A 25,056-nucleotide genomic window follows, 5' to 3' on the forward strand; every position below is an offset into this window, starting at 1 on the left:
ACCGACAATGGTTTTCGCTCGAAAGGATGTCTGGCCTAATGCTGCGTCGCCGCCGCTCTGAGCGTGAGAAGCGCGTCCCGCGCCCGCCGGAGCCGCACGAGTCCGGTGCGACGCCCCCGGACATCCCCGCCGACCTGGTGCCCAAGCACATCGCGATCGTGATGGACGGCAACGGCCGGTGGGCGAACCAGCGCGGCTTGTCGCGGGTCGAGGGGCACAAGCGCGGCGAGCAGGTCGTGCTCGACGTCGCGAAGGGCTCCATCGAGCTGGGCGTGAAGTGGCTCTCGCTGTACGCGTTCTCCACGGAGAACTGGAAGCGCAGCCCTGAAGAGGTCCGCTTCCTGATGAACTTCAACCGCGACGTGATCGCGCGCCGCACCGACGAGCTCGACGAGATGGGCGTCCGCATCCACTGGGCCGGCCGCTCGCCGAAGCTGTGGGGCAGCGTCATCAAGCAGCTCCAGGAGGCCGAGGTCCGCACGGCCGAGAACGACGTGCTGAACCTCGTGATGTGCGTGAACTACGGCGGCCGCGCCGAGATCGGTGACGCGGCGCGGGAGATCGCGCGGCTGGTCGCCGCCGGGCAGGTCAACCCGGACAAGGTCGACGAGCGCATGCTCGCGAAGTACATGTACAAGCCGGAGATGCCGGACGTCGACCTGTTCATCAGGCCGTCCGGTGAGCAGCGGATCTCGAACTTCCTGCTGTGGCAGTCCGCGTACGCCGAGATGGTGTTCCAGGACATCCTCTGGCCCGACTTCGACCGCCGCGACCTGTGGCGCGCCTGCGAGAAGTTCGCCGGGCGCGACCGTCGCTTCGGTGGTGCCGTCGACAAGCCCGGCGAGGAGGTGGTGTCGTCGTGAACGCGAGCGGAGAGGCCCTGGAGGCCGCGCGCAAGGCGTTGGAGCTGTTCCACGACGTGTCGGTGGACGACGACGGCGCGCTGAGCTTCCGCCACGGCGACGTGCCGTGCGCGGTGCAGGGCATGGAGCTGGCCGAGGGCCTGACCGTCCTGTCGCTGACCGTCGTGGTCGCGTGGGACCTGCCGGCGGAAGCGGCCGGGTGGGTCGCTGAACGCGCTGGTCAGGGCCTGTTCGGTACGCTCGGCGTGATCCACTCCGAGCGCGGCACGGACGTGATGCTGCGGTACGCGTTCCCCGCGGACGGCCTCAAGCCCGAGCCGTTGAGCACGCTGCTCATGCTCGTCGTCTCGACCGCGTCGCAGGTGCGCGGCGAGCTCCTCTCCCGGTTTTCTTGAGAAAGGACCCTTCGATGGGTGGCGTGATCATTTACGAGCCGGAAGAGGACTCGGACGTCAACGAGTTCCCCTGGACGGTCACGTTCGAGCCGTCCGGTGGCGACGACTGGGACTCGTTCATCTGCGGCCCGTACGAGCGTGACCACGCCGTCGCGCTGGCGGAGGCCGTGGCGCTGGAGGACGAGGAGGGCGGCGTGCTGGCGATCGTGAAGCCGATGCTGCCCGCGCTGTCCGCCGAGGACGTCTCCGCCACCATCGAGGAGCTGCGTGAAGCCGCCCTCGAAGAGGAGGAGGACGAGGAGGAGACCGTCAACGGCACTCCCGTCGACTTCGACGACGACGACCTCGTGGAGGAGGAGGCGGAGTTCGCTGAGCCGCCCTCGCCCGAGGAGATCCGCGAGGGCATGGCGCGCCAGTACCGCCGTCTCCTGGACCTGGACTCGGAATGACGATCACCGGCGAGATCCGCTCGCCGAAGCGGCGCACCGGCCCGCCTCGGCTGAAGATCACGTCGTTGGAGGTGCTGTGCGGGATCCTCGTTCTCGCACTGCTCTTCCAGTCCCGGCTGGTCGACCTGCTCGACGTGCCGAAGCTGCGCACGGCGTCGACCGTGTTCGTGGCGATCTGCGTGCAGGCCATGCCGTTCCTCGTGCTGGGCGTGCTGATCTCGGGCGCCATCGCGGCGTTCGTGCCCGCCTCGGCGTTGCGTCGGTTGCTACCTTCGAAGACCGCGCTGGCCGTGCCCGTGGCGGGTGTCGCGGGCATCGCGCTGCCGGGGTGTGAGTGCGCTTCGGTGCCGGTCGCCCGGCGGTTGATGCAACAGGGCGTCGCGCCCGCCGTCGCGTTGACGTTCCTGCTGGCCGCGCCCGCCGTGAACCCGATCGTGCTGGTGTCGACGGCGGTGGCGTTCAACGACGCCCCGATGATGGTCGTCGCCCGGTTCGTCGGCTCGCTGCTGACCGCGATGGTCATGGGCTGGCTGTGGGTGCGGTTCGGCAAGATGGAGTGGATCGCCGAACGCGCGCTGGCGCGCATGGCCGACCACACCGGACGGTCCAAGTGGGCCGTGTTCGCCGAGAGCTCGCGGCACGACCTGGTCGACGCCGGCGGGTTCCTGGTGCTGGGCGGCCTCTTCGCGGCGGCGTTCAAGACGTTCGTGCCGGTCGCGTGGATGCAGACGCTCGGCGGTCAGATCGTGCTCGGCGTCCTCGTGATGGCCGTGCTCGCCGTCGTGCTGGCGCTGTGCTCGGAGGCCGACGCCTTCGTGGCCGTCGCGTTCTCCGCACTGCCGCTGCTGCCGCGCCTGGTGTTCCTCGTCGTCGGCCCGGCCGTCGACGTGAAGCTCATCGCGCTGCAGGCCGGTGCTTTTGGCAAGTCCTTCGCCTTCCGCTTCGCACCCGCCACCTTCGTGGTGGCGATCCTGTGCGCCGTCGTGTCGGGAGTGGTGCTGCTGTGAGGCGCGAGACCCAGAACATCCTGCTGGTCCTGCTCGGCGGGGCCCTGCTGAAGATCAGCTTCTCCGGCCTGTACCTGCGGTACGTCCAGAAGTCGCTGCTGCCGCTGCTCATCGCGGCCGGCGTGATCATGATCGGCTTGGCGCTGTTCTCGATCGTCCAGGACGTCCGCCGCGGCAAGGCCGCCGACGAGCACGACCACGAGCACTCGCACTCGTCGCGCTCGACGTGGCTGATGCTGCTGCCGGTGCTCGCGGTGTTCCTGATCTCGCCTCCCGCGCTGGGCGGCGACGTCGTGAACTCGGCCGCCGACACCAACCAGACCCAGCGCTCCCGCAACCTGCTCGGCGAACTGCCGTCCGGCGACGTCATCCCGCTGTCGATGACGGAGTTCGTGACGCGCACGGCGTGGGACGAGTCGGGCACGCTCGACAACCGGCGGGTGAAGCTGACCGGCTTCCTGCTGCGCGCCGAGGGCGAGACCTACGTCGCGCGGCTCGCCATCTCCTGCTGCGCGGCGGACGCGCGGCCGTTGAAGGTGCGGCTGGGCGGGGACGTGCCCGCGCTGCCGGACGAGCAGTGGGTCGAGGTGACCGGGCAGGTCGTGCCGAAGTCGGCCAACGAGAAGAACTCGTGGGTGCCGAGCTTCACCGTGGAGTCGTTCACGCCGGTGGCCGAACCGGTCGAGCCCTACGAGAGCTGAGCGTCGAGCCGCCGATATATTGGATATCGGCGGCTTTCGCTGCTACTTCAGGCCCTTGGCCGTGCACTCCGCGCACGTGCCGAAGATCTCGACGGTGTGGCTGACCTGGGAGAAGCCGTTCTCGGCCGCGACCCGGTCCGCCCACTTCTCGACGGCGGGGCCCTCCACCTCGACCGTGCGGCCGCAGTGGCGGCACACGAGGTGATGGTGGTGGTGGGCCGAGCAACGGCGGTAGATGGCCTCGCCCGAGTCGGTGCGCAGGACGTCGACCTGGCCGGCGTCCGCCAGCGACTGCAGGGTGCGGTAGACCGTGGTCAGGCCGATGCCCTCGCCGCGGCGGCGCAGTTCCTCGTGCAGCTCCTGGGCGCTGCGGAAGTCGTCGAGCTGGTCGAGCAGGTTCGACACCGCGGTGCGCTGCTTGGTGGACCTCAGTCCGGTCACAACTTCTCCTCGACGTGCGTCACAGCGTCCACCACGATGTGCGCCAGGTGTTCGTCCACCAGTCTGTACACGACCTCGCGGCCGTGCCTTTCGCCGTGCACCACGCCCGCCGACTTCAGCACCCGCAGGTGCTGGCTGATCAGCGGCTGGGCCACGCCCAGCGCCTCGACCAGCTCGTGCACGCAGCGGTCGTGCTCCCGCAGTTGCAGCACGATGGCGATGCGGACGGGGGCGGCGAGGGCTCGGAGCAGGTCGCCCGCCTCGACGAGGGTGTGCGCGGGGCGGGGTGGCGCCGGCGCGGGGGCCTCGCGTTCGGGGGAGTGCTCGCCGTGCAGCTGAGCGGTCATGGCGGCGCACCTCACCTGGTAGGGATTTTCACAACCAATTCTACGGTGATGATGAGCAGTACCAGCAGGACCACCACGCGCAATGTGCGTTGAGCTGGGGAAAGTACCTTCCAGGTGGCCGCCAGCAGGGTCGCGGCGGCCACGATCAGGACGCCGAGCAGCACCGCGCCGACCGTTCCGCCGACCCAGACGCCGGTGATGAACAGGCCGAGCACGAGCACGAACGCCACTGCCGGGCGGACGCGCGCCAGCGGGCCGTCGCCGGGCAGGAGGGGACGCTTGGAGGTCACCGTGCCATCCTTGCACCGTGCTGCTGGTGTGCCGCTTCCGCGTGTCCGACCCCGAGATGTTCACCGCGCGCGTCGAGCAGGCGTTGCGGCTGCTCACGGCTCAGCCCGGGTGTCACAGGGGGACGCTGGCGCGGTCGACCGACGAGGACGACCGGTGGGTGCTCACGGTCGAGTTCGAGTCCGTCGTGGCCTACAGGCGCGCGATGTCGCCGTTCCCCGTGCGCGAACACGTCATCCCGTTGCTGTCCGAGGCGCTGACCGACGAGCCCGCGATGTACGAGCCGGCGTTGACCAGCGAGGGCGGCGAGGTCGAGACGCACACGAGCGTGCTCGCCGAGGACGCGTTCACGGTGCGGCTCGGCGAGGCCGCCGGGCCTACGACCCCGCGGCGATAGCTTCCATCTCCTTGACCCACTCCTCCTGCGAGTCGTGGGGGAGGAGCTCCAGGGCCCTGCGCGCGGCCGCCGCGGCCTCCTCGGACCGGCCCAGGGCGTGCAGCGTCTTGGCCTTGCCGCTCTCCGCGTACGCCTCGGGGGTCTTCTCGAAGGCGTCCAGCGCCTCCTCGAAGCGGCCGTTCTCGAAGTAGAACCAGCCGAGGTTGTTGTGCAGCGGGCCGAGCCAGCGCACCAGCTCCGGGTGCGCGACCACGATCTCGAGGCCCTGCCTGGTCCACTTCTCCGGGTCGTCCACCAGCGACGCCATGTGCGCGGCGTCCACGGCGAGCGACAGGTCACCGCGCGTCTTCGCCAAGATGAACGCCGCCACGAACAGCGGTTGCGCGGCCTCGGGATCGCCCGCCGAGCGGTGCAGCCTGCCCCGTTCGAGCAACGCCCGCACCCGGCCCGTCGAGTCGGGCGCGACGAGCACCTCCGCCTCGTCGACCAACGTGTGACCTGCGGCGAAGTTCTCGCGCAGGCCCTCGACGCGGGCGAGCTGCGTCAGCACCTCGGCGCGCTCGTCGTCCGTCTCCACGTCGCCCAGGAACGCGCGGAACCTCGCCTCGGTGCCGTCCAGATCGGCGAAGTCCCACAGCTCTCGCAGCCGGTCTTCCATTCCTGCAGGGTAAGGCTCCGGTCGCCCGTTCGGGGCGCAACGTGACGGGCTAGGCTTGAGCCCCCGATTCTCATTCCCCCGATGGAGTTCCCCTTGCCCGCCGATCGCATCGAAACCGTTGTCAGCCTCTGCAAGCGCAGGGGGTTCGTCTACCCGTGCGGGGAGATCTACGGCGGTACCCGCTCGGCATGGGACTACGGACCTCTCGGCGTCGAGCTCAAGGACAACATCAAGCGCCAGTGGTGGAACTTCATGGTCCGCGGCCGTGAGGACGTCGTGGGTCTGGACTCGTCGGTCATCCTGCCGCGGGACGTGTGGGTCGCCTCCGGTCACGTCGAGGCGTTCGTCGACCCGCTGGTCGAGTGCGAGTCGTGCCACAAGCGGTTCCGCGCCGACACGCTGTCCGAGGAGTACGCGGAGCGCACCGGCAAGGAGGTCGCCGAGGGCGACGTCTCCGACGTGCCGTGCCCGAACTGCGGCGTGCGCGGCTCCTACACCGAGCCGAAGATGTTCAACGGGCTCTTGAAGACGCACCTCGGTCCGATCGAGACCGAGGAGGGCCTGCACTACCTGCGCCCCGAGACCGCGCAGGGCATCTTCACGAACTTCCTGAACGTGCAGACGACGTCGCGCAAGAAGCCGCCGTTCGGCATCGGTCAGATCGGCAAGTCGTTCCGCAACGAGATCACGCCGGGCAACTTCATCTTCCGCACCCGCGAGTTCGAGCAGATGGAGATGGAGTTCTTCGTCGAGCCCGGGACGGACGAGGAATGGCACCAGTACTGGATCGACGAGCGCACCCGCTGGTACACGGACCTGGGCATCTCCAAGGAGAACCTGCGCCACTACGAGCACCCGAAGGAGAAGCTGTCGCACTACTCGAAGCGGACCGTCGACGTCGAGTACCGCTTCCAGTTCGGCGGCCAGGAGTGGGGTGAGCTCGAAGGCATCGCGAACCGCACCGACTTCGACCTCACGACGCACTCGAACCACTCGGGTGTCGACCTGTCGTACTTCGACCAGGCGACGAACTCGCGCTTCAAGCCGTTCGTCATCGAACCGGCGGCCGGCGTCGGCCGCCCGATGATGGCGTTCCTGCTGGAGGCCTACACCGAGGACGAGGCCCCGAACGCCAAGGGCGGCGTGGACAAGCGCGTCGTGCTGAAGCTCGACAGGCGGTTGGCGCCGGTCAAGGTCGCGGTGCTGCCTCTGTCGCGCAACGCCGACCTCTCGCCCAAGGCCCGCGACCTCGCGACGGCCCTGCGCCGCAACTGGAACGTCGACTTCGACGACGCCGGTGCCATCGGCCGCCGCTACCGCCGCCAGGACGAGATCGGCACGCCGTTCTGCGTGACGGTCGACTTCGACACGCTCACCGACCTCGCCGTGACGGTGCGGGAACGCGACACGATGTCGCAGGAGCGCGTGGCGATGGACCAGCTGGAGTCCTACCTCGCGGCACGCCTGGTGGGCTGCTAGCCGTTGCTTCTTTCGGCCCGCCCGCCGCGTTGTGAGTCGGTTCGTCACAGCGCGGCGGGCGGGTTCGAGAGGGCCGAGGCGCCGTTTCCCGTCCAGGTTTCGGCCCGGCAGGCAACAGATCGCCCGGCCCGTGCGTGATGAAGGCATGCGCGCAGGGACCGGGCGATGATCCCCGAGGAGATCAAGCGGTGGGGCGTCGCTCTCGTGGCGGCAGGGCCGGGGATGGCGCTCGCGGCGTTCGTGGCGGGCATGACGTTGCCGGTGTACTCCTACGTCCGCCCGTGGCTGGCGTGGCCGGGTGCGGTGGCGGCGCTCGGGTGCGTGCTCAGCGGACTGCTCGTGCTCCGGGTGCCGGACCTGGCGCGGGTGAACAAGCTCCTGCGCTACTGCCTCGGCGTCCCGATCAGCCTGGGCGTGGTCACGCTGAACATCCTCTACACGGACTATCCCGAGGTCGACGGCCTGCTGACGAGCCTGAGCTCGATCGTCCTCACCCTCGTGGTGGTGGCGTCGATCGGGTTGACGATGGTCCTCGCGCACCGGGTGGAGCGCGTCGTCAAGGTGGGGACCGCCGGGCAACCCGGTACCGAGTTCCTCTGACCTGAGCAACATTCCCGGCCGTGCACGCGTGTAAAGAACGTGACGGGGGAGCAGGTCCGCAAGCGTGGTGTGGTGCCGGCCGTGGCCGGTGCCGTGCTGATGGCGTGGGTGGCGGTCGTCGCGGCACTGGCGGAGGTCGGGACTCCGCAGGTGCTCGGGGCGACGGCGGTGAGCGGCGGGCTGGTGTGCCTGTGCGCGGCTGTCACCGGGCTGGTGGCGGCGCGGATCACGGACGCGGCGTCGGCGGCTCGGGTGCGGCACGTGGTCGTGGTGCTGGAGGGCACCGCGCTGGCGATCTTCTTCCCGTTCTACTGGTTCGCGTCGAGCGTCGAACCCGTGGGGAAGCCGGGCGACTTCGCGCTGGGGGTCGCGTCGGCGCTCGTGGTCGCCGTGGCGATCGCGCTGGTGCTCGTGTTGTGGATCAGCTTCGTCGTGCACAAGGTCGTCGTGGACGAGTTCGGGCCGCTCGTGCCCGCGTCCGCCGAGCCCGAGTCGGTGCAGCGGATCAGGGTGCTCGGCGCCGTGCTCGTGGTGGTGGGAGCCGCGCTGACGGTCGCCGTGGTGGCGCTGGCGTTCGCGGTGCCGACGAGGTTGTTGTTCCTCGAGGTGTCCGGCCTGCTGGTGACGCTCATGCCGGTGGCGCTCGGGCTGTCGCTGGCGCGCGAGAAGAACGTCTACACGGCGCGGCGGCGGAACGCCGTCGCGTACATCGTGGTGCCCGCGGCCGTGGGGTGGGCCGCCGCGAAGGTCGCCGTGATCGGCGGTGCCGCCGGGATGTTGTTCAGCGCGGTGGTCTTCGGGGCGATCGTGCTGCTCGTGGTCGCCATCCTCGTGGTGCGGGAGTACAGCGCCGTGTGGGACCGGCCCGTGCGGGCGGGACAGGAGCGCAAGGTCAGCCCTTGACGCCCAGCTTCGCGAGGACGGCCGTGCTGACGGCGTTGATCGAGGTCCTGGCCGTGGTCCACGACCCGGTCGGGTTCGTCGTCAGGACGGCGACGGCGTACCGGCCGTCGAGCACGCCCGCGCTGTGCAGGTAGACCTCGGAGGGCAGGTAGTACATCCAGCCCTGCTTGGCGTACGCGCCGGTGACGCCGAGCAGGCCGAACGCCTGGTCGAAGCCGTCGGCCGCGGTGGCGGACGCCTTGGAGAGGGCGCCGACGATCGCGTCGCGCTGCGGTGAGCCGAGGATGTAGTGGTAGAGCCGCACCATGTCGTTCGCGGTGATGACGACCTCTCCCCACTGCGAGGGGTCCTCAGGTGCGTGAGTACCTGTAAGTCCTGCTTCTGCGGCGACCCGGCCGATCGCGTCCATGCCGTCGAACTTCGTCCACAGCACGTCCATGGCGTTGTCGTCGCTCAGGCTCAGCGCGCGGTCGATGAGGTTGACGTCGCTGTCGGACAACGGCTGTTGCAACGCGTCGACGGCGAGGATCAGCTTCGACAGCGACGCCGAGTAGAACGGCTTGTCGCCTTGGGAAGCCACCAACTGGTCGGTTTGCAGGTCGAGCACCGCGAGCCCGACGTCGGACGCGCCGCCGGCCGCCGCCATATCCGATATATCAGCGGCTGATATATCGGATATGGCCGAGGTCGGACCGATATCCGATGTGTTGGATCCCGTATCCGATATATCGCCGCCGTCGCTGTCGACGGCGGCGTCGGAGGTGGTGCCGTCGCCGGTATCCAACACATCAGGGCCGCGCGATATATCAGCTGAAGGCTTGCCGTGCGCGAGGCACGGCGACGCGTCCGGGATGACGAACACCGCCGCGACGAGGAAGACGATCAGGGCCCAGCGCACACTTCCAAGGTCCGCGTCAGAGCGCCCTGGTGTCGAGCTTTTCCTCCTGTGCGGTTGCTGAAGAATCCTCTCTGACCACCACGTATGCGCCGGCGCCCTGGCGTTCCGTCACCGCCTCGACGAGTTCGGTGCCGCGGTAGAGCAGGCCCGCGCCGTCGTCGGTGCAGTAGGTCGTCGGCAGCACTCCAGCGGCCACGGCCTCGTGGATCTTCGGGCGGCGCTGCTCCTCGGAGTCGTAGTGCACGCCGTTGCCGTAGGGGAGGAAGCCCAGGCCGTTGGTGACGATCCGGAGGTCGGGGCCGAACGAGTCGGTCGCGCCGCCCGCGTGCCAGCAGATCGATCCGGCCGACACGCCGCTGAGCACCACGCCGGACTCCCACGCCTTGCGGAAGACGGCGCCGAGGCCGTGCACGTCCCAGACCGCGAGGAGGTTCGCGACCGAGCCGCCGCCGACCCACACGACGTCGTGGGACAGGACGTAGTCCTCCAGGTCGTCCGTCGGCGGCATCGTGAAGAGGTTCAGCGGTGACACCTCGACGCCCGCGACCCTGCCCGCCTCCGCCATGTTCGCGTTCATGGCCCGCTGGTCGCCGCCCGCTGTCCCGACGTGGCACAACCGGGGTGCGCGGCCGTCCACGCCGGCGAGGTCCAGTGCGAAGTGGATCAGCTTGTTGAACTCGACGTAGGTCCTGCGCCCTGAGCGCAGACCTCCCGACGTGGCGAGGATGGTGGGCTGCTCAGCAGGCATGACGATGATCCTCGCAGGGGCGTCAACGCGGCACCCGGTGGGTCTGGAACCATGCAGGGTGTGCGCACCACGCCCCTCAAACCACTCGCCAGGATTCGCCGGATCGTGTTGCGCCTCGTGTTCGGGGCGCTGGCCATCGCCGTGCTCGTCGGCGGCGGCACCGCGTTCCGTGTGTGGCAGGTCGCGCGCGTGGACGACTGGACGAAGGCCGACATGGCGATCGTCCTCGGCGCCGCGCAGTACAACGGCGTCCCGTCCGACGTGCTCGCGGCCCGCCTGGAACACGCGCTCGGCCTCTACCAGGAGGGCGTCGTCAGCTACATCGCGACGACCGGCGGCCGCCAGCCCGGTGACAACTTCACCGAGGGCCAGGTCGGCAAGTTGTGGCTGGTCAAGCGCGGGGTGCCGGAGGACAAGGTGCTCCAGGTCGGCGAGGGCGCGGACACGCTCGGGTCGTTGCGCGCCGTCGCGTCCGTCGCGAAGGAACGCAGCCTGAGCACCGCCGTGATCGTCAGCGACCCGTGGCACTCGCTGCGCGCCCGCACGATGGCCGAGGACGCCGGGCTGACGGCCTGGACGTCCCCGACGCGCGTCGGCCCGAACGTGCAGACGCGCGAGACGCAGTGGTTCTACATCAAGCGCGAGACCGGAGCCCTGCTCTACTACCGCCTGATGAAGGCGCACGCCGGCGTGTTCGAGGAGCTCAACCTCCCTAAAATCGGGTGATGGGATACACCGGCCACGACGCGGAGCGCCTGCTCCCCGAGGAACCCAAGAGCGCCGCGCTGCCGGGTTCCCGCACGGAGGCGCGCACCCCGTTCTCCCGCGACCGGGCCCGCGTGCTGCACTCGGCGGCGCTGCGCAGGCTCGCGGGCAAGACCCAGGTCGTGGGTCCCGGTGAGGGTTCCGAGGTCACCGGTGTGCCGCGCACGCGTCTGACGCACTCGCTGGAGGTCGCCCAGATCGGCCGCGGCATCGGCGAGGAGCTCGGCTGCGACCCGGACATCGTCGACACGGCCGGGCTCGCGCACGACATCGGCCACCCGCCGTTCGGGCACAACGGCGAGAGGGCGCTCAACGAGCTCGCGGGCCCGTGCGGCGGTTTCGAGGGCAACGCGCAGACGTTCCGCATCCTCGCCCGCCTCGAACCCAAGACCGCGCACGGCCTGAACCTCACCCGCGCCGTGCTGGACGCGTCAACGAAGTACCCGTGGACGCGCACGCCGGGCATGGTGAAGTTCGGCGTGTACGACGACGACGACGTCGAAGTGTTCGAGTGGATGCGTGCGGGCGCACCGGACCGTGAGCGGTGCATCGAGGCGCAGGTGATGGACTGGGCCGACGACGTCGCGTACTCGGTGCACGACGTCGAGGACGGCGTGCTGGCCCATCGCATCAGCCTCGGCGCGCTGGCCCGTCCCGACGAACGCGCCGCCATCGCCTCGCTCGCCGCGAAGACGTTCTCCGACGAGTCCGTGGCGACGCTGGAGGCCACCGCGGAGGACCTGCTCGCACTGCCGGTGATCGGCTACTGGACCGACCACGAGTACGACGGCTCGCTCGGCGCGCAGGTGGCGTTGAAGAACCTCACCAGCGAACTGGTCGGCCGCTTCGCCTCCGCCGCCGTCACCGCCACCCGCGCCGTGCACGGCGACGGCACGCTGACCAGGTACAGCGCGTCGCTGGAGGTCCCGAGGCAGGTCGCCGCGGAGGTGGCGCTGCTCAAGGCGATGGCCGTCCGGTACGTCATGAGCGACCCCGCGCGCCTCGCCATGCAGGCCAGGCAGCGCGACCTGATCACCGACCTCGTCACCCGCCTGATGGAACGCCCGACGCTGCTCGACCCGGCGTTCCGCCCGGTGTTCGCGGCCGCTTCCTCTTACGCCGCACGACTTCGCGTCGTCGTCGACCAGGTGGCTCTGCTCACCGACGCGCAAGCCGTGGCCTGGCACCGCGCATCGGCGTAGGTTCGGGGGCGTGGCAGCCCACGACTTCGCCCTGACCCTGCACCGCGTCGCCGTCCCGGACCACACCGCGAACGCGTGCTGGTCGCCGTTCTCCGTGGCCTCGGCGCTGGCCCTGGCCCGCGAGGCCGCCCGCGGCGAGACCAGAGCCGAACTCGACGCGCTGCTCGGCGGCTTCGACCCCACCGCCGCCCGCGACGTGCCCGAACTGGCCGTCGCGAACACGCTGTGGGCCGACGACGACCTGACGATCAACCCGGACTTCTCGCTGGCGGCCTCCGTGCGCCGCACGGCGTTCTCCGACCCCGCGACGGTCCGCAAGCTCGTCAACACCGACGTCGCCGAGACCACCCGCGGCCTCATCCCCGAACTGCTGACGGACCCGCCGCCCCCGGACGCCGCCGCGATCATCGTGAACGCCCTGTACCTCAAGGTCGGCTGGCTCAACCCCTTCCTCGCCGGCGAGACCGCGCCGAAGCCGTTCCACGCGCCCGGCGGCGACGTCGACGTGCCGACGATGACCGTCACCGAGAAGTTCCGCTACGCGCATCAGGACGGCTGGCAGACGATCGTGCTGCCCGCCGACTCCGGCGTCGAGGCCGTGATCCTGCTGCCGGACACCTCGCTGGACCAGCCGCTTCCCCCGTCCGCACTCGACGCCCGCACCCTCACCCGGCTCGAACTCTCACTGCCCACAGTGGACGTTCGAGCGCGCTTCAACCTCAAGAGCACGTTGCGGCGGCTCGGCGTCGAGCGCATGTTCCGGCGCGACGCCGACTTCAGCGGCTTGTCGCCGGACGAGCGGATGTTCGTCGACGACGTGGTGCACGAGGCCGTGCTGCGCCTCGACGAGGAGGGCCTCGAAGGCGCGGCGGCCACGGCCATCACGTTCCGCACGGTGTCGTTCGAGATCCCGACGGACCCGGTGGTGGTGACCGTCGACCGGCCGTTCCTGCTCGCGGTGCGGCACGCGCGGTCGGGCGAGATCTACTTCCTCGCGCAGGTCGCCCGCCCGTGACCGACCAGACCGCGATCGCGCTCGACCTGCACCGAACCGCCGTGCCCGCGCCGGACGTGAACGCCTGCCGGTCGCAGGGTTCGACCCGACGGCCGCTCGCCGGCTCCGGGACCTCGCTGTCGCGAACACGAACACGTTGTGGGCCGACGAAGGACCCCGGCTTCGCGCTGGCGTCCTCGGTGCGCCGGACGGACTTCTCGGACTCCACCGCGGCGCGCTGGATCATCAACGCCGACGTCGCCGACACGACTCGCGGCCTGATCCCCAACTGCTCCCCGCCGGCCTGCGGTACGAGGGCGCGGTCATCGTCAACGCCCACTACCTCAAGATCGCCTGGGAGACGGCGGACCGGAGGCGCTGGTGCTGCTACCGGACTCCTCGCTGGAGCAGCCGCTGACCTCGGCGGCCTCTCGCCGGACCCGGTCGTCGTGCGGGTCGACCGGCCGTTCCTGCCGGCCGTGCGGCACACCACCTCGAAGGCGATCTACTTCCTCGCGCAAGTCGCCCGTCCGTGAACCGTTCGCCCTGATGGGCGAGCGTTTCGCGCGGCGAGATCATGATCATGGCCTTACCGTTCTGCGCATGACCCAGCACGGTGCCGGCGAGCAGCTCGTCGTGCTCGCCGCGGCGGGAGCCACGCGCATCACCTGCTTCAGCGGCGTCACCATCCCGGTCCTGCTCAGGACCGAGTGCTACGCGAAGGCGCTGGCAGGGGCGCTGGGGCTCGCGCCGTCGCCGGAGCTGCAACGCGACGGTGTGCTGCCGCAGTGCGTGTTCTTCATCCACGAGTACGCGCTGAACACGGTGGTCGGGGGCGATCGGTTGATGGAGGACCAGGTGCTGCACCTGCTGTTCCACGCGCCGTCGATCAGGATCGTGCCGGCCAGTGCGGGTGGGGCGGCCGCGGTGGGGCTCGACTACGCGCTCATCCAGTACGAGCACGAGCCGCCGCTCGTCTACCTCGCGAACTGGACGCTCGCCAGTGACACCGAGACCGTCGAACGGGCCGTGGCCATCTTCCAGCGCATGCACGCCGTGGCGCTCGACAACGAACGGTCCCGGGACGTGCTCATGGAGTACGTGGCGCGGTACGACCGCTAGGGCGTGTTGCGGCGGAGGAAGAGGCGCATGCCGTCCTCGCCGGGGAGCGCGCACAGCAGCAGTTTGACGTTCTGGTGTCGCACCGGAACCGCACACGAGTCGCCTGCCAGCAGCGTTCCCGCCAGCAGGCCGGCCGACTCGTGGTCGATGTCCAGCACGAAGTCGTTGCTCATGCAGGGACCCTATGAGTAGAGCGGCTCGGGCCCCAGTCACCCAAAGGTGTCACGTTCTGGCGGGCTGCCTCGTCCAGTGGGCATGACGAGGATTCAGGGAGTTGCCAAGAAGGACGCGGGCCTGCTGCTCAGGGCCGTGTACTGGTTCGCGCGGCGTGAGTTCGGGGCCGTGCCGGAGCCGCTCACCGTGATGGCGCATCACCCGAAGGTGCTCATCGCGAGTGGACGGCACGAGCTGGCGGTCAAGAAGGCCGTGCACGGGCCGTTGTTCGAGCTCGTCGTCTACCGGACGGCGGTGAAGCTCGGGTGCTCGTGGTGCGTCGACTTCGGCGCCATGCTGATGAAGCACGGCGGCCTGGACATCGAGCGGTTGAAGCACATCGACGAGTACGCCACCTCGTCGTTGTTCACCGACCTCGAACGCAAGGCGCTCGCCTACGCCGACGCCATGACGGAGACGCCGGTCGCTGTCACGGACGCGCAGGTCACCGAGCTGGAGCAGCTGATGGGACGCAAGCAGCTCATCGCGCTGACCTACCAGATCGCGCTGGAGAACCAGCGGGCCCGGTTCAACAGCGCGTTCGACATCAAGGACCAGGGATTCACCAGTGGTGACGCCTGCCGCGTCCCGACACACTAGGGGAGTGGAGAAGATCACCCTGACGGGTGCGCAGGAGACCATGCTCGCCACGCTCTACGGGCGGGCCCTCGACAGCGTGCGGCCGGCGTCCGTGCTGCACGACGACGAGGCCAAGCGCGCCGTCGACCGCATCGACTACGACTTCGGCAAGACCGGGATGAACACGACCAGCGCGGTCGGCGTCGCCATCCGCGGCCGGGTGCTCGACGACTGGACGCGCGAGTTCCTCCAGCGCGAACCGACGTGCACCGTGCTGCATCTGGCCTGTGGCCTGGACACGCGCGCGCATCGTCTCGAACGGCCGGACACCGTGCGGTGGGTCGACGTCGACATGCCGGACGTCGTTGCGTTGCGGCGCAAGCTCTTGCCCGAGCCCCAAGGCGACTACCGGCTGGTGGCGTCGTCGGTCACGGAGGACGCGTGGCTCGCCGAGGTGCCCGCGGACCGGCCGGTGGCCGCGGTGTTCGAAGGCCTGTCGATGTACCTGACGCAGGCGGAGGGGCACGCGCTGATCAGGCGCATCACGAGCAAGTTCGCCAGTGGTGAGCTGCTGTTCGACGTCTACGGGCCGTGGGGGATCAAGCTGCAGAAGCTCGTGCCCGCCGTGAAGAACGCGGGCGCGACGTTGCACTGGGGCGTCGACGATCCACGTGAGATCGAGGAGTTGCGCGCCGGACTGACCACAGTGGACTCCTGGCGCAGCGTGGACCTGCCGCACCTGGACGCGTTGCCCAGGTCCGGCAGGATCCAGATGAAGGTCGTCAGCGCGGTGCCGAAGCTCCGCGACGTCGGCAAACTGCTCCGGATGCGGTGGTGAGTCAGGCTTCCAGCACGAAGTCGAACCTCGCGGTGTAGCGGTTGCCGACGAGCGGGCCGAGCTCCATCTCGCACTCGCGGTCGAGGTAGGCGTCGCGCCGGTTCAGGTAGGCCACGTTCATCCCGTACGCCCTGAGGTTGTCCGGGAAGAACAGCTGCGTGGTCAGGATCCGGCCGTTGCGGGGCTGCGCCTTGACGTGGATGTGCGGGGTGCGGCCGGGGTAGTCCTTCGGCACGATCGTCTCCAGCACGTACGCGCCGGAGGCGTTGGTGAACTGGTGGCCGCGCATCTTGAACGTCGTGTTGTCGTACACGCCCCGGTCGTCCGCCTGCCAGAAGTCCAGCAGTGCTCCGGGAATCGGCTGGCACTTCATCGTGTAGACGAAGCCGGTGATGCTGAGCACGATCCCGGTGACGCCGGGCGTGCGCAGGTTCGTGCGCTGCGGTGAGTTCCGCTTGAAGTAGGGACCCTCGATGTTCGACGGGGTGTCGTCGTCATCGACGCAGGTCGGGGTGAGCGGGAGCGGGGCACTGCGGGCGGTGGTGGTGCCGGCGGCGGTCAGGGCGACCACGGCGGCCGCGCCGGTGGTCGCGAGGAACGACCGGCGCGAGGGGACGTCTTGTTCGGGCATGAGCGGACTCCGGGTGGTGGTTGCAACCCGCGGCAGGGGGCTTGGGCTGGACCGACGCCGGGTGACGTTAGCCAGCACGCCGTTCCCGGCTCCAGTTACGGTCCAGACCAAAAGCCCGCGTCAGAACGCCACGTGCGTCAGCTTGTCCGGGTTCGCGATGTCGTAGACGGCCGCGACCTTGCCCTCGTGCACGGTGAACGTCGTCACACGCGCGGTCACCTCGCCGTACGCCGGCATCGCGAAACCGAGTTCGCCGTTGACGAACACCGGCCGGTGCACCTCCGGGAAGCCGTACTTCTGCATGAGACCGAAGAAGAAGCGGGCGACCCTGTCCGCGCCGGAGACCGTGTTGACGGCCGTGCGCACCTTGCCGCCGCCGTCTCCGATCATCACCGCGTCCGGGTGCAGCAACGCCAGCACGCCGTCGAGGTCGCCGCTCGCCATGGCCCGCATGAACTTCTCCAGCACCTCCTGCTGCTCGGCCAGCGCCGCGCGGGGTGGCGGGTCGGCGTCCGCGACGGCCTTGCGCGCCCGGGACGCGTGCTGGCGCGCGGAGGCCTCCGAGACGCCCAGCACCTGCGCGATCTCGTTGAACGGCAACGAGAACGCGTCGTGCAGCACGAACGCCACCCGCTGGTCGGGGGTGAGCCGGTCGAGCACCACCAGCGCCGCCATACGCACGCCGTCGGACCGCACCACGCTCGCCAGCGGGTCGTCCTCCTCGCCGGTCGTGAGCAACGGCTCGGGCAGCCACGAGCCCACGTACGTCTCGCGGCGCACGGCGGCGGAGCGCAGCCGGTCGAGGCAGATGCGGCTGACGACGGTCGTGAGCCAGCCCCGCGCGTCGTTGACGCCTTCGGCCTTCGCGAACCGCGGCCAGGCCTCCTGCACGGCGTCCTCGGCGTCGGCGATGCTGCCGGTCAGCCGGTACGCGACGCCGATCAGGTGCGTCCGGTGGAGTCCGAAGACGTCAGCGGTGGTCACGGTCGGCAGTTTGCCAGGGGATTAGACTCGGGGACGTGGCAGGACGCATCAGGGAGAGCGACATCGCGTTGGTGCGTGAGCGCAGCCGCATCGACGAGGTCGTGGGTGACCACGTTTCGCTGAAACGGGCGGGCGGCGGCGCACTCAAGGGGCTGTGCCCGTTCCACGACGAGAAGTCGCCGTCCTTCAACGTGCGCCCGTCGCACGGCACGTACCACTGCTTCGGCTGCGGCGAGGGCGGTGACGTGATCGCCTTCGTGATGAAGGTCGAGCACCTGTCGTTCGTCGAGGCCGTCGAGCGGCTGGCGGACCGCGCGGGCATCCAGCTCGTCTACGAGGGCGGCGGCGCGACGATCCAGCGCGACCGGGGCACCCGCAGCAGGCTCATCGAGGCGCACAAGGCGGCCCAGGAGTTCTACGCCGAGCAGCTCAAGACGCCGGACGCGCAGGCGGCGCGGGAGTTCCTGGCCGAGCGCGGGTTCGACGAGGCGGCAGCGCGCCAGTTCGGCTGCGGCTTCGCGCCCGGCGGCTGGGACAAGCTGACGAAACACCTGCTCGGACGTGGTTTCGAGCTGGCGGAGCTGATCAAGTCGCAGCTGGTCAAGGAGGGCAAGCAGGGGCCGATCGACCGGTTCCACCGGCGGCTGCTGTGGCCCATCAAGGAGATCAGCGGCGACGTCGTCGGGTTCGGTGCCCGCCGGATCTTCGACGACGACCCGATCCAGGCGAAGTACCTCAACACCAGCGAGTCGATGATCTACAAGAAGTCGCAGGTGCTGTTCGGGCTCGACCAGGCCAAGCGGGAGATCGCCAAGCGCAAGCAGGCGGTCATCGTCGAGGGCTACACCGACGTGATGGCGATGCACCTCGCGGGCGTGCCGACGGCGGTCGCGTCGTGCGGCACGGCGTTCGGCTCGGACCACATGAACGTGCTGCGCAGGCTGCTGATCGACGACGACGTGAACGGCGAGGTCATCTTCACCTTCGACGGCGACGAGGCGGGCCAGAAGGCCGCGCTGAAGGCGTTCGAGGGGGAGCAGCAGTTCTCCGCGCAGACCTACATCGCGGTCGCGCCGGACGGCATGGACCCGTGCGAGCTGCGGCAGAACAAGGGCGACGTGGCGGTGCGCGACCTGGTGGCGCGGCGCATCCCGCTGATCGAGTTCGCGATCAAGGCGCAGCTCAAGTCGTACGACCTCGACTCCGTGGACGGGCGCGTCGAGGCGTTGAAGAAGATGGTGCCGTTCGTCGCGCAGATCAAGGACCGCGCCAAGCGCGACGGCTACGCGACGCGGCTCGCTTGGTGGGTGGGCTGGGACGACGAGGCGATGGTCGTGCGCCGGGTGCGGCAGACCGCCGGCGGCAAGGCGCCCGTCGCGGTGGCGCAGCGCGTCGACCCGAACCAGATCGCACTCGGCGTGGAGGTCGACGGCCCGGCCCGGCCGAGCCCGCGCGACCCCAAGCTGATCTTCGAACGCGAGGTGCTCAAGATCGCGCTGCGGCTGCCCGAGTACGCGGGCCCGCTGTACGACTCGCTGCCGGACGAGTCCTTCACCGACCCCGCGTACGTCGCGCTGCACCGGGCGATCCGCGACGCCGGTGGCGCGTCCTGCGGTCTCGCGGGCACGGCGTACCTGGACGCGATCTCGCAGGCGTGCTCGCACGCGTCGGTGCGGTCGGTGCTGACCGAGCTCGCCGTGGAACCGTTGGCGGTCAAGCAGAACGACGAGTTCCGCTACGTGTCGATGGTGATCGCGCGGCTGCAGGAGGTGCAGGTCGGCAAGCAGGTCGAGGACGTGAAGTCGCGGCTGCGGCGGCTGTCCCCGATCAAGGACGCCGACGAGTACCGGGCGCTGTGGGGCGACCTGGTGGCGCTGGAGGAGTACCGCAAGGCGCTCCTGCAGCAGAGCGCTGGAGTGCTGTAGTGGGGCTGTTCAGGCGGTTGTTCGGCGACGGTGCGCCCGACGGGTTCGCGGGCGAGTTGGAGAAGGACGAGACCGTGATCGCGTTCGCCCCGGTGGCGTCCGGCGGGCACCTCGTGGTGACGTCGCTCGGGCTGTGGGTGCCGGAGGAGCCGCCGCGGCGGATCGGCTGGCACCTGGTCAGCAAGGTCAAGTGGGAGGGCTCGCTGCGGGTCGTGGAGGCCGTCGAGGCCTCCGCCGAGGGGCCCGTGGTGCTGCTCGAGGACCTTCCCGCCGTGCGGTTCCAGGTCGACCGGCCGGATCGGGTAATGAGGGCGATCAGCCAGCGCGTCGAGGGGTCGATCCGGGCGCGGGAACGCGTCGAGTCGCCTGGTGTGTGGATCCTGCAGCGCAAGATCCCCGGTCAAGACGGCGTGGTGTGGCAGGCGCGGGGCGACGCCGGGGTGGACCTGGCGGCGGTGCGCGAGGCCGTGGGGCCGTTCGTCACGAGGCTTGCGGGCTAGCAGTACGCGTGTACTGTTAGCCGCATGTGGGATCCGGCGCAGTACCTGGCCTTCGCCGATCACCGGGCGCGGCCGTTCTACGAACTCGTTGGGCGCGTGCGGGCTTCGTCGCCGCGTCGTGTCGTCGACGTGGGCTGCGGGCCCGGCAACCTGACCGCGTCGCTGTCGTCGCGGTGGCCGTCGGCGGTCATCGAGGCCTTCGATTCGTCGGTTGAGATGGTCGAGGCGGCCCAAGCGGCCGGCGTGGACGCCCGGGTGGACGACGTGACGACGTGGAAACCGTTGCCCGACACCGATGTCGTGGTGTCGAACGCGGTCCTGCAGTGGGTGCCGTCGCATCCCGCGGTCGTGTCCTCCTGGCTGTCGGCGCTGTCCTCCGGCGCGTGGCTCGCGTTCCAGGTCCCCGGCAACTACCGGGACCCGTCGCACCGGCTGATCCGCGAGGTCGCCGGAGCGTCGCTGGAGCACGTCTTCCGGGCGGAGAAGCCGGTGCTGGACCCCGTGGCGTACGCGGACCTGCTCGGCGACTGCTCCACTGTGGACGTCTGGGAGACGACGTACGTGCAGCGGTTGGACGGCCCTGATCCGGTGCTCGAATGGGTCACCGGCACGGCTTTGCGCCCGGTGCGCGCCGCACTGTCCGTTGAGGACTGGGAGGCGTACCGGGCGGAACTGGCGCCGCGGCTGCGCGAGGCGTACCCGCGGCGAGCCGACGGCACCACGTGGTTCCCGTTCAGGAGGATCTTCGCGGTGGCCCAGGTGTGAAGCCCGTCACAAGCGGGGCGGCGTGGTGACCTTTCCGTTGGTCTCGTCCTGGTGTCGCCACGGCGCCTTCTCGGCGGCCTTCTCCGCCGCGTCGGCGGCAAGATCCTTGGCCTGAACTGCGGCTTCGAACGCCTTGTCCTTCGCCTGCGCCGCCGTCCTGCGCACGGTGGGGTTCTCGATGAAGCGGTGCCAGAGGCGCACGATCTGGTCGTAACGCTCCCGCCCGGCCTTCGCGCCGAGCACGTAGCCGATGGCCACACCGACCAAGATGCCCTTCATGTGGCTTCTCCTCTCGCATCGTGCCTGGTCAGAGCCCATGTTGCCGCAAAGCGGGGGGTGCCTGCAAAACCCCTTTTGAGGCTCATGTAGAGTTACCCACTGTCAGGAGGAACCAAGCCTGACAGGCAAGACACAACAGAACATTCCCCCATAGCTCAATTGGCAGAGCATGCGACTGTTAATCGCAGGGTTACTGGTTCGAGTCCAGTTGGGGGAGCTTCCGCAGAGACCCTAGTCCACCGACTGGGGTCTTTTGCTTTCGGCGGGTGTGGGTCAGCGTGGGTGGATGGCCGCCCGCTTCGCGAACCTCCGCCGCATCTCGTCGCTGGACCCGGTCACCGACCACGAGGAGATCCTGCGCATCTCCGCGGGCCTGGAGTTCCCGTGGGACTACCAGAAGTCGCTGGAGCTGGCGCTGTTCCGCACGTACTGCGTGCCGACGATCTCCGGCCTGCTCGACCGCACCGGCGAGTTCGCCCGCCGCCCCCAGAAGCGCTACGACGACACCGCGATCCTGATGGCCGAGCTGGTCGAGCACGGCTACGACTCCCCGCGCGGCCGCGAGGCGTTGCGGGTGGTGAACCGCCAGCACGGCCGCTACGACATCTCGAACGACGACATGCTCTACGTGCTGTCGACGTTCATCTACGACCCGATCGAGTGGATTTCCGCGTACGGCTGGCGCCCGCTGACCGCCGTCGAGCGCCTGGCCGCGTTCCACTTCTACCGCGCGGTCGGCGCCCGCATGGGCATCCGCGACATCCCGGCCGGCTACGACGAGTTCCTCGCCTTCAAGACCGCGTACGAACGTCAGCACTTCGTGTACGCGCCGTCGAACCGCCGCATCGGCCAGTACACGCTCGACCTGTTCTGCTCCTGGTACCCGTCCGTGGCGCGTCCGGTGGTCTCGCGCGCCGTGGTCGGGATGCTGGATCCCCTGATGGTGCGCGCGTTCGGCTTCGCGGCACCCCCGGCGTGGGTGGGTGCGGTGGGGCGGCGTGCGCTGAGGTTCCGTGCTTTCGTGGTGCGCCACCTGCCCGTCCGCAAGGTCCTGAAGCTCACCAGCACCCCGAACCGCACCTACCCGGGCTACCCGCGCGGCTACCGGCCGTCGGACCTTGGCGCGATCTCCAGCACGGCCCGCTGACCGTTGAGCACGAACCCCATCGCCTTGAGGAACTCGGTGCCGGGCTTGAAGTCGTCGAGCCGCACGTGCACCTGTGTGACGCCGGGGAAGCGCTCCTGGAGTTTTCTGGTCATCTCCCGGCCGATGCCCCACCTGCGCAGATCCTTCGGCACCAGGAAGAACCCGATGCTCGCCTGGTGGGGCGCGGGGTGGTCGATCGTGAGGTCCACGAACCCGATCATGCCCTCGGCCTGCGCCACCAGCAGGTGCTTCTGCTCGAACGAGGCCCCCTCCGGCACCGAGTAGAAGAGGCCCTGCACGTCACCGGGCCCGGACGGGTGGCCCGTCGCGGCCTGGAACCAGTCGTCGCAGTCGGCGAACAGCCGCAGCACCTCGGGCTCGTCCGCCGGGGTGAAGTCGCGGAGGGTCAAACGCACGCGCCCAGCCTATGTGTCGCTCGCCACGGGGGCGCGCAAGGCCCGTTCGGCGTGATCGGTATCCTCCACCACGCAGCGTCAGCGGGTCGGGGGACTCGTGGCCTGCGAGGGGGCAGTAGCTCAACCGGTCAGAGCAGCAGACTCATAATCTGTCAGGTTGTCGGTTCGAATCCGACCTGCCCCACCAATCCGGCCGGCACGGACGGTGGCGTTCAGGGTCTACGAGCGATCACCTGTCCATGCCGTCGTCCATGACGCCGGGGTGACCGCGAGGTCGTGGCCAGGTCGAACGGCCCTGGGGCCGCCGGACGCGAGGCGGCATCGGTGGACAGCACGCGCGGACCGCATCGGTCGTCGGCGCCTGCCTGAACTGCTATCGGGCCCTACGCGTGCAGGCCTTCGACGTAGATCGACAGGAAGCGGCGCCACTCGCCGGGCGAGTCCCGGATCACCTGGGCCATGGCTCGGGTGAGCGTGGCCATGTCGGTGATCGAGTAGTCGGCGCGGAGAGTGCCGGCCGCGATGGCGCGCATGATCAGGATCTCGGCGTGGCCCGCGCCCCGGTGGCAGGCGGTGACGACCTCCGGTGCGTTCGGGAGGTCGCGGGCCAGGATGTCGTTGAGGCCGCGGTCTTCCGCCTGGAGGCCGTAGAGGTCTTCGAGGTAGGTCGTGAACGCGTGCCACGGGTCGTCGTCGGCCAGGGCCTTGTCGCCGATGACGTCGAGGGCGGCCAGGCGGTCGGGGAAGATCGCCTCCACGATGTCCTCGCGGGTCGGGAAGTGCTTGTAGAGCGTGCCGATGCTGACTTCCGCGCGGCGGGCGATGTGTTCCGTGGGGACGTCGAGGCCGCGTTCCGCGAACAGTTCGGTGGCTGCTGCCAGCAGTTTCTCCCTGTTGCGTGCCGCGTCCGCACGCAGGGGCCTCGACGCGGTGACCATGTGCGGGATAGTACGGGGCGGTTAAGTCGAGGGTGCCCTCAAGTTTTGTGGTAGCGTCGGCGGGCGTAAGTCGAGGGTTGCCTCGAATTAGCGTTCGGAAGGACGGAAGTCATGTCTCCCACGGCGGTTGTGCTCGGGGCGGGTCCTGGGCTCGGGATGTCCATCGCGCATCGGTTCGGGCGCGAGGGGTACGAGGTCGTGTTGATTTCGCGGCGCGGTGAGCGGCATGCCGGGTTTCTCGGGGAGTTGGCCGCGGCCGGGGTGAAGGCTCGGGCGTTCGCGGTGGACCTGTTCGACCGCGAGCAGGTGAAGTCCACTTTGGACGCTGTCGGGCCGGTCGACGTCCTGTACTACGGGCCGGCGGCCATCAACATGGACGTGTTGCCGCCCGAGATCTCGGCGACGACGTCCGACGAGGTGCGGGCCGCGATGGACTCGGTGTACGCGGGGATCGACATCACTCAGCTGGTGTTGCCGGGTGTGATCGAACGCGGGGGTGGCTTGTTGTTCGCCGGTGGGCTCAGCTCGGTGCAGCCGATGCCGGTGCTGGGGGCGCTGGCGTTGTCGTCCGCGGCCATTCGCAACTACGCGGTGACGCTCAACGCTTCGCTCGCCGAGAAGGGCGTGTACGCGGGGACGCTCACGATCGGCGGTGTCATCGGGCGCAGTGACATCCACCAGGTGGTGAAGGCGAATCCCGATCAGTTCGGCGGCTTGGCGGACAAGACGCTGGACCCGGACGAGATCGCCGAGACCGCGTGGCGGATGTTCGTGCAGCGGGACCGGGCCGAGGAGATCTTCTCGGTGCTCTAGAGGTACGAGCCGGGGGTGTGGCCCAGCGAGCGGCGGAACACGTCGATGAACGCGCTGGCGCTGGCGAAGCCGCAGCGCAGGGCCACGGTGGTGACGGGCTTGCCCTCGGCGAGCAGGCGCAGGGCGTGGTAGAGGCGCAGTTGGGTGCGCCACTGGGGGAACGTCATGCCCATCTCGTCGCGGAACAGTCTCGTCAACGTCCTGCCGCTCGCGCCCGCCTCGCGGCCGAGCGCTTCGAGACCGCGGTTGTCCGAGGGGTCGGTCTCGAGCGCGGTGCACACGGTCGCGAGTCTCGGGTCGCGGGCGGCGGGGACGCGGACCGGGCGTTCGGCTGTGGTGGCGAGTTGGTCGAGGAGCACCGAACGCATTCGTTTGCCCGCAGGGGTTTCTCGGTCGGTGAGCTCTGTGTAGGTGATGAGCAGCTCACGTAGTAGTGGTGAGACGGCCAGCGCTGTGGGTTCGTTGAGCTTCAACGGGTTTTGCGTCAGTCCGAGGAAGTGCAGCCGTGTGACGCCGTACGCGCGATGGGAGTGCACGGCGCCAGCGGGGATCCACAACGCACGGTGCACCGGCGCGATCCAGCGTGACGTCTCCGTGTGCACGGCCACGACGCCGCGGCTGGCGTAGACGATCTGGTGCTCGTCGTGCCAGTGCGCGGTGACGCCACCGGTGGCCGCCAGGTCGCGGCTCGTGGTCGGCGCCGCCGGCATGTGGCGAGAATTCGACATACATCGGCAGATTATCGGAATCGGGAACGCCGGGGCGGGGCCA

General features: G+C 69.5%; 34 protein-coding genes and 2 tRNA genes. 23 read left to right on the plus strand and 13 right to left on the minus strand.

Annotated features, from left to right (window positions below; all coding sequences use genetic code 11):
* Window positions 1-38 precede the first annotated feature (38 nt).
* From ACFWNN_RS10085 to ACFWNN_RS10105, 5 genes are read left to right on the plus strand one after another with little or no spacing between them, the layout of a single operon-like run.
* The gene (locus ACFWNN_RS10085; RefSeq protein WP_382439546.1) at window positions 39-863 is read left to right on the plus strand and encodes an isoprenyl transferase; all 825 of its coding nucleotides are present in this window, start codon (window positions 39-41) and stop codon (window positions 861-863) included.
* A complete protein-coding gene (locus tag ACFWNN_RS10090) occupies window positions 860-1,258 on the plus strand; it encodes a YbjN domain-containing protein (protein ID WP_189159908.1) in 399 nt (132 codons plus the stop codon). The genes ACFWNN_RS10085 and ACFWNN_RS10090 overlap by 4 nt, the downstream gene beginning before the upstream one ends.
* Before the next feature lie 23 nt (window positions 1,259-1,281).
* Complete coding sequence (locus ACFWNN_RS10095) at window positions 1,282-1,707, plus strand: hypothetical protein (RefSeq protein WP_285645285.1); 426 nt, start codon at window positions 1,282-1,284, stop codon at window positions 1,705-1,707.
* Entirely contained in the window at window positions 1,704-2,714 is a 1,011-nt protein-coding gene (locus tag ACFWNN_RS10100) for a permease (protein ID WP_382439547.1), read from the plus strand. The genes ACFWNN_RS10095 and ACFWNN_RS10100 overlap by 4 nt, the downstream gene beginning before the upstream one ends.
* Window positions 2,711-3,415, plus strand: a complete 705-nt coding sequence (locus ACFWNN_RS10105; RefSeq protein ID WP_382439548.1) for a TIGR03943 family putative permease subunit — start codon at window positions 2,711-2,713, stop codon at window positions 3,413-3,415. The genes ACFWNN_RS10100 and ACFWNN_RS10105 overlap by 4 nt, the downstream gene beginning before the upstream one ends.
* 42 nt (window positions 3,416-3,457) lie before the next feature.
* Here ACFWNN_RS10105 and ACFWNN_RS10110 read toward each other — a convergent pair whose 3' ends face one another.
* From ACFWNN_RS10110 to ACFWNN_RS10120, 3 genes are read right to left on the minus strand one after another with little or no spacing between them, the layout of a single operon-like run.
* On the minus strand, window positions 3,458-3,856 hold the full coding sequence (locus tag ACFWNN_RS10110; RefSeq protein ID WP_191304953.1) for a Fur family transcriptional regulator: 399 nt from the start codon (window positions 3,854-3,856) through the stop codon (window positions 3,458-3,460).
* Window positions 3,853-4,203, minus strand: coding sequence for an ArsR/SmtB family transcription factor (locus ACFWNN_RS10115; protein ID WP_382439549.1), 351 nt, complete (start codon window positions 4,201-4,203; stop codon window positions 3,853-3,855). Before ACFWNN_RS10115 ends, ACFWNN_RS10110 begins: the two co-directional genes overlap by 4 nt.
* A gap of 11 nt (window positions 4,204-4,214) precedes the next feature.
* Window positions 4,215-4,493: a hypothetical protein gene (locus ACFWNN_RS10120; RefSeq protein ID WP_382439550.1), complete on the minus strand. Its 279-nt coding sequence runs from the start codon at window positions 4,491-4,493 to the stop codon at window positions 4,215-4,217.
* A 17-nt stretch (window positions 4,494-4,510) separates the two neighbouring features.
* On the opposite strand from ACFWNN_RS10120, the gene ACFWNN_RS10125 reads away from it, so the two are divergent.
* Window positions 4,511-4,888 (plus strand): antibiotic biosynthesis monooxygenase, encoded by a 378-nt coding sequence (locus tag ACFWNN_RS10125; RefSeq protein ID WP_382439551.1) that lies wholly within the window; start codon window positions 4,511-4,513, stop codon window positions 4,886-4,888.
* Here the strand turns inward: ACFWNN_RS10125 and ACFWNN_RS10130 are convergent.
* A complete protein-coding gene (locus tag ACFWNN_RS10130; protein ID WP_382439552.1) occupies window positions 4,869-5,546 on the minus strand; it encodes a tetratricopeptide repeat protein in 678 nt (225 codons plus the stop codon). The genes ACFWNN_RS10125 and ACFWNN_RS10130 overlap by 20 nt on opposite strands.
* A 93-nt stretch (window positions 5,547-5,639) precedes the next feature.
* On the opposite strand from ACFWNN_RS10130, the gene ACFWNN_RS10135 reads away from it, so the two are divergent.
* The 3 genes from ACFWNN_RS10135 (at window position 5,640) to ACFWNN_RS10145 (ending at window position 8,528) form a co-directional block, all read left to right on the plus strand.
* Window positions 5,640-7,025: a glycine--tRNA ligase gene (locus ACFWNN_RS10135; RefSeq protein WP_285645374.1), complete on the plus strand. Its 1,386-nt coding sequence runs from the start codon at window positions 5,640-5,642 to the stop codon at window positions 7,023-7,025.
* 165 nt (window positions 7,026-7,190) lie between these two features.
* The gene (locus ACFWNN_RS10140) at window positions 7,191-7,625 is read left to right on the plus strand and encodes a hypothetical protein (RefSeq protein WP_382439553.1); all 435 of its coding nucleotides are present in this window, start codon (window positions 7,191-7,193) and stop codon (window positions 7,623-7,625) included.
* A 39-nt stretch (window positions 7,626-7,664) separates the two neighbouring features.
* Window positions 7,665-8,528, plus strand: coding sequence for a hypothetical protein (locus ACFWNN_RS10145; protein WP_382439554.1), 864 nt, complete (start codon window positions 7,665-7,667; stop codon window positions 8,526-8,528).
* On the opposite strand, the gene ACFWNN_RS10150 is transcribed toward ACFWNN_RS10145, so the two are convergent.
* Both ACFWNN_RS10150 and ACFWNN_RS10155 read right to left on the minus strand, forming a co-directional pair.
* Entirely contained in the window at window positions 8,518-9,426 is a 909-nt protein-coding gene (locus tag ACFWNN_RS10150; RefSeq protein WP_382439555.1) for a serine hydrolase, read from the minus strand. The two genes, ACFWNN_RS10145 and ACFWNN_RS10150, sit on opposite strands and share 11 nt — an antisense overlap.
* 16 nt (window positions 9,427-9,442) lie before the next feature.
* Complete coding sequence (locus ACFWNN_RS10155; RefSeq protein ID WP_382439556.1) at window positions 9,443-10,174, minus strand: Type 1 glutamine amidotransferase-like domain-containing protein; 732 nt, start codon at window positions 10,172-10,174, stop codon at window positions 9,443-9,445.
* Window positions 10,175-10,234: 60 nt separating this feature from the next.
* Here ACFWNN_RS10155 and ACFWNN_RS10160 point away from each other — a divergent pair, with 60 nt between their 5' ends.
* From ACFWNN_RS10160 to ACFWNN_RS10180, 5 genes are all read left to right on the plus strand, one after another.
* Window positions 10,235-10,900: a YdcF family protein gene (locus tag ACFWNN_RS10160; RefSeq protein ID WP_382439557.1), complete on the plus strand. Its 666-nt coding sequence runs from the start codon at window positions 10,235-10,237 to the stop codon at window positions 10,898-10,900.
* Window positions 10,900-12,141 (plus strand): deoxyguanosinetriphosphate triphosphohydrolase, encoded by a 1,242-nt coding sequence (locus tag ACFWNN_RS10165; protein WP_382439558.1) that lies wholly within the window; start codon window positions 10,900-10,902, stop codon window positions 12,139-12,141. Before ACFWNN_RS10160 ends, ACFWNN_RS10165 begins: the two co-directional genes overlap by 1 nt.
* Window positions 12,142-12,151: 10 nt before the next feature.
* Entirely contained in the window at window positions 12,152-13,156 is a 1,005-nt protein-coding gene (locus ACFWNN_RS10170; RefSeq protein ID WP_382439559.1) for a serpin family protein, read from the plus strand.
* Complete coding sequence (locus tag ACFWNN_RS10175) at window positions 13,153-13,671, plus strand: hypothetical protein (protein ID WP_382439560.1); 519 nt, start codon at window positions 13,153-13,155, stop codon at window positions 13,669-13,671. Before ACFWNN_RS10170 ends, ACFWNN_RS10175 begins: the two co-directional genes overlap by 4 nt.
* Window positions 13,672-13,738: 67 nt before the next feature.
* On the plus strand, window positions 13,739-14,257 hold the full coding sequence (locus ACFWNN_RS10180; RefSeq protein WP_382439561.1) for a Scr1 family TA system antitoxin-like transcriptional regulator: 519 nt from the start codon (window positions 13,739-13,741) through the stop codon (window positions 14,255-14,257).
* On the opposite strand, the gene ACFWNN_RS10185 is transcribed toward ACFWNN_RS10180, so the two are convergent.
* Window positions 14,254-14,430: a hypothetical protein gene (locus ACFWNN_RS10185; RefSeq protein ID WP_157512840.1), complete on the minus strand. Its 177-nt coding sequence runs from the start codon at window positions 14,428-14,430 to the stop codon at window positions 14,254-14,256. The genes ACFWNN_RS10180 and ACFWNN_RS10185 overlap by 4 nt on opposite strands.
* An 82-nt stretch (window positions 14,431-14,512) precedes the next feature.
* Between ACFWNN_RS10185 and ACFWNN_RS10190 the strand changes: the two genes are divergently transcribed.
* Window positions 14,513-15,070, plus strand: a complete 558-nt coding sequence (locus ACFWNN_RS10190) for a carboxymuconolactone decarboxylase family protein (protein WP_382439562.1) — start codon at window positions 14,513-14,515, stop codon at window positions 15,068-15,070.
* Window positions 15,071-15,074: 4 nt separating this feature from the next.
* Entirely contained in the window at window positions 15,075-15,887 is an 813-nt protein-coding gene (locus ACFWNN_RS10195) for a class I SAM-dependent methyltransferase (RefSeq protein WP_382439563.1), read from the plus strand.
* 1 nt (window position 15,888) lies between these two features.
* On the opposite strand, the gene ACFWNN_RS10200 is transcribed toward ACFWNN_RS10195, so the two are convergent.
* Together ACFWNN_RS10200 and ACFWNN_RS10205 are read right to left on the minus strand one after the other, a co-directional pair.
* Window positions 15,889-16,518, minus strand: coding sequence for a dioxygenase (locus ACFWNN_RS10200; protein WP_382439564.1), 630 nt, complete (start codon window positions 16,516-16,518; stop codon window positions 15,889-15,891).
* Between the two features lie 120 nt (window positions 16,519-16,638).
* Window positions 16,639-17,511, minus strand: coding sequence for a sigma-70 family RNA polymerase sigma factor (locus ACFWNN_RS10205; RefSeq protein WP_382439815.1), 873 nt, complete (start codon window positions 17,509-17,511; stop codon window positions 16,639-16,641).
* Window positions 17,512-17,537: 26 nt separating this feature from the next.
* On the opposite strand from ACFWNN_RS10205, the gene dnaG reads away from it, so the two are divergent.
* From dnaG to ACFWNN_RS10220, 3 genes are read left to right on the plus strand one after another with little or no spacing between them, the layout of a single operon-like run.
* A complete protein-coding gene (gene dnaG, locus ACFWNN_RS10210; RefSeq protein ID WP_382439565.1) occupies window positions 17,538-19,427 on the plus strand; it encodes a DNA primase in 1,890 nt (629 codons plus the stop codon).
* The gene (locus ACFWNN_RS10215; RefSeq protein ID WP_382439566.1) at window positions 19,427-19,927 is read left to right on the plus strand and encodes a hypothetical protein; all 501 of its coding nucleotides are present in this window, start codon (window positions 19,427-19,429) and stop codon (window positions 19,925-19,927) included. The genes dnaG and ACFWNN_RS10215 overlap by 1 nt, the downstream gene beginning before the upstream one ends.
* Before the next feature lie 24 nt (window positions 19,928-19,951).
* Window positions 19,952-20,692 carry a trans-aconitate 2-methyltransferase gene (locus ACFWNN_RS10220; RefSeq protein WP_382439567.1) on the plus strand — a complete coding sequence of 247 codons (741 nt, stop codon included), beginning with the start codon at window positions 19,952-19,954 and terminating at the stop codon, window positions 20,690-20,692.
* A gap of 6 nt (window positions 20,693-20,698) precedes the next feature.
* Here ACFWNN_RS10220 and ACFWNN_RS10225 read toward each other — a convergent pair whose 3' ends face one another.
* Window positions 20,699-20,971, minus strand: a complete 273-nt coding sequence (locus ACFWNN_RS10225; RefSeq protein ID WP_382439568.1) for a hypothetical protein — start codon at window positions 20,969-20,971, stop codon at window positions 20,699-20,701.
* A 144-nt stretch (window positions 20,972-21,115) separates the two neighbouring features.
* On the opposite strand from ACFWNN_RS10225, the gene ACFWNN_RS10230 reads away from it, so the two are divergent.
* Together ACFWNN_RS10230 and ACFWNN_RS10235 are read left to right on the plus strand one after the other, a co-directional pair.
* A tRNA-Asn gene (locus tag ACFWNN_RS10230) sits at window positions 21,116-21,188 on the plus strand.
* Window positions 21,189-21,257: 69 nt separating this feature from the next.
* On the plus strand, window positions 21,258-22,118 hold the full coding sequence (locus ACFWNN_RS10235) for an oxygenase MpaB family protein (RefSeq protein ID WP_382439569.1): 861 nt from the start codon (window positions 21,258-21,260) through the stop codon (window positions 22,116-22,118).
* Here ACFWNN_RS10235 and ACFWNN_RS10240 read toward each other — a convergent pair.
* On the minus strand, window positions 22,073-22,534 hold the full coding sequence (locus ACFWNN_RS10240) for a GNAT family N-acetyltransferase (protein ID WP_382439570.1): 462 nt from the start codon (window positions 22,532-22,534) through the stop codon (window positions 22,073-22,075). The two genes, ACFWNN_RS10235 and ACFWNN_RS10240, sit on opposite strands and share 46 nt — an antisense overlap.
* A 109-nt stretch (window positions 22,535-22,643) precedes the next feature.
* On the opposite strand from ACFWNN_RS10240, the gene ACFWNN_RS10245 reads away from it, so the two are divergent.
* A tRNA-Ile gene (locus ACFWNN_RS10245) sits at window positions 22,644-22,721 on the plus strand.
* 196 nt (window positions 22,722-22,917) lie between these two features.
* Here ACFWNN_RS10245 and ACFWNN_RS10250 read toward each other — a convergent pair.
* Window positions 22,918-23,472, minus strand: a complete 555-nt coding sequence (locus ACFWNN_RS10250) for a TetR/AcrR family transcriptional regulator (RefSeq protein ID WP_382439571.1) — start codon at window positions 23,470-23,472, stop codon at window positions 22,918-22,920.
* A 111-nt stretch (window positions 23,473-23,583) separates the two neighbouring features.
* Between ACFWNN_RS10250 and ACFWNN_RS10255 the strand changes: the two genes are divergently transcribed.
* The gene (locus ACFWNN_RS10255; protein WP_382439572.1) at window positions 23,584-24,285 is read left to right on the plus strand and encodes an SDR family NAD(P)-dependent oxidoreductase; all 702 of its coding nucleotides are present in this window, start codon (window positions 23,584-23,586) and stop codon (window positions 24,283-24,285) included.
* Here the strand turns inward: ACFWNN_RS10255 and ACFWNN_RS10260 are convergent.
* On the minus strand, window positions 24,282-25,013 hold the full coding sequence (locus tag ACFWNN_RS10260) for an AraC family transcriptional regulator (protein WP_382439573.1): 732 nt from the start codon (window positions 25,011-25,013) through the stop codon (window positions 24,282-24,284). The two genes, ACFWNN_RS10255 and ACFWNN_RS10260, sit on opposite strands and share 4 nt — an antisense overlap.
* Window positions 25,014-25,056 lie beyond the last annotated feature (43 nt).

The sequence above is a fragment of the Lentzea sp. NPDC058450 genome (genome assembly GCF_042721395.1).
In the GTDB taxonomy this organism is placed as follows: Bacteria; Actinomycetota; Actinomycetes; order Mycobacteriales; family Pseudonocardiaceae; genus Lentzea.

Bases quoted from the DNA above. Each gene is read 5' to 3' on its own strand.
- ACFWNN_RS10085 (WP_382439546.1), top strand. From the start codon at position 39: ATGCTGCGTCGCCGCCGCTCTGAGCGTGAGAAGCGCGTCCCGCGCCCG.
- ACFWNN_RS10100 (WP_382439547.1), top strand. From the start codon at position 1,704: ATGACGATCACCGGCGAGATCCGCTCGCCGAAGCGGCGCACCGGCCCG.
- ACFWNN_RS10115 (WP_382439549.1), bottom strand. From the start codon at position 4,203: ATGACCGCTCAGCTGCACGGCGAGCACTCCCCCGAACGCGAGGCCCCC.
- ACFWNN_RS10130 (WP_382439552.1), bottom strand. From the start codon at position 5,546: ATGGAAGACCGGCTGCGAGAGCTGTGGGACTTCGCCGATCTGGACGGC.
- ACFWNN_RS10140 (WP_382439553.1), top strand. From the start codon at position 7,191: ATGATCCCCGAGGAGATCAAGCGGTGGGGCGTCGCTCTCGTGGCGGCA.
- ACFWNN_RS10155 (WP_382439556.1), bottom strand. From the start codon at position 10,174: ATGCCTGCTGAGCAGCCCACCATCCTCGCCACGTCGGGAGGTCTGCGC.
- ACFWNN_RS10165 (WP_382439558.1), top strand. From the start codon at position 10,900: ATGGGATACACCGGCCACGACGCGGAGCGCCTGCTCCCCGAGGAACCC.
- ACFWNN_RS10180 (WP_382439561.1), top strand. From the start codon at position 13,739: ATGACCCAGCACGGTGCCGGCGAGCAGCTCGTCGTGCTCGCCGCGGCG.
- ACFWNN_RS10185 (WP_157512840.1), bottom strand. From the start codon at position 14,430: ATGAGCAACGACTTCGTGCTGGACATCGACCACGAGTCGGCCGGCCTG.
- ACFWNN_RS10190 (WP_382439562.1), top strand. From the start codon at position 14,513: ATGACGAGGATTCAGGGAGTTGCCAAGAAGGACGCGGGCCTGCTGCTC.
- ACFWNN_RS10200 (WP_382439564.1), bottom strand. From the start codon at position 16,518: ATGCCCGAACAAGACGTCCCCTCGCGCCGGTCGTTCCTCGCGACCACC.
- ACFWNN_RS10220 (WP_382439567.1), top strand. From the start codon at position 19,952: ATGTGGGATCCGGCGCAGTACCTGGCCTTCGCCGATCACCGGGCGCGG.
- ACFWNN_RS10225 (WP_382439568.1), bottom strand. From the start codon at position 20,971: ATGAAGGGCATCTTGGTCGGTGTGGCCATCGGCTACGTGCTCGGCGCG.
- ACFWNN_RS10235 (WP_382439569.1), top strand. From the start codon at position 21,258: ATGGCCGCCCGCTTCGCGAACCTCCGCCGCATCTCGTCGCTGGACCCG.
- ACFWNN_RS10250 (WP_382439571.1), bottom strand. From the start codon at position 23,472: ATGGTCACCGCGTCGAGGCCCCTGCGTGCGGACGCGGCACGCAACAGG.
- ACFWNN_RS10255 (WP_382439572.1), top strand. From the start codon at position 23,584: ATGTCTCCCACGGCGGTTGTGCTCGGGGCGGGTCCTGGGCTCGGGATG.
- ACFWNN_RS10260 (WP_382439573.1), bottom strand. From the start codon at position 25,013: ATGTCGAATTCTCGCCACATGCCGGCGGCGCCGACCACGAGCCGCGAC.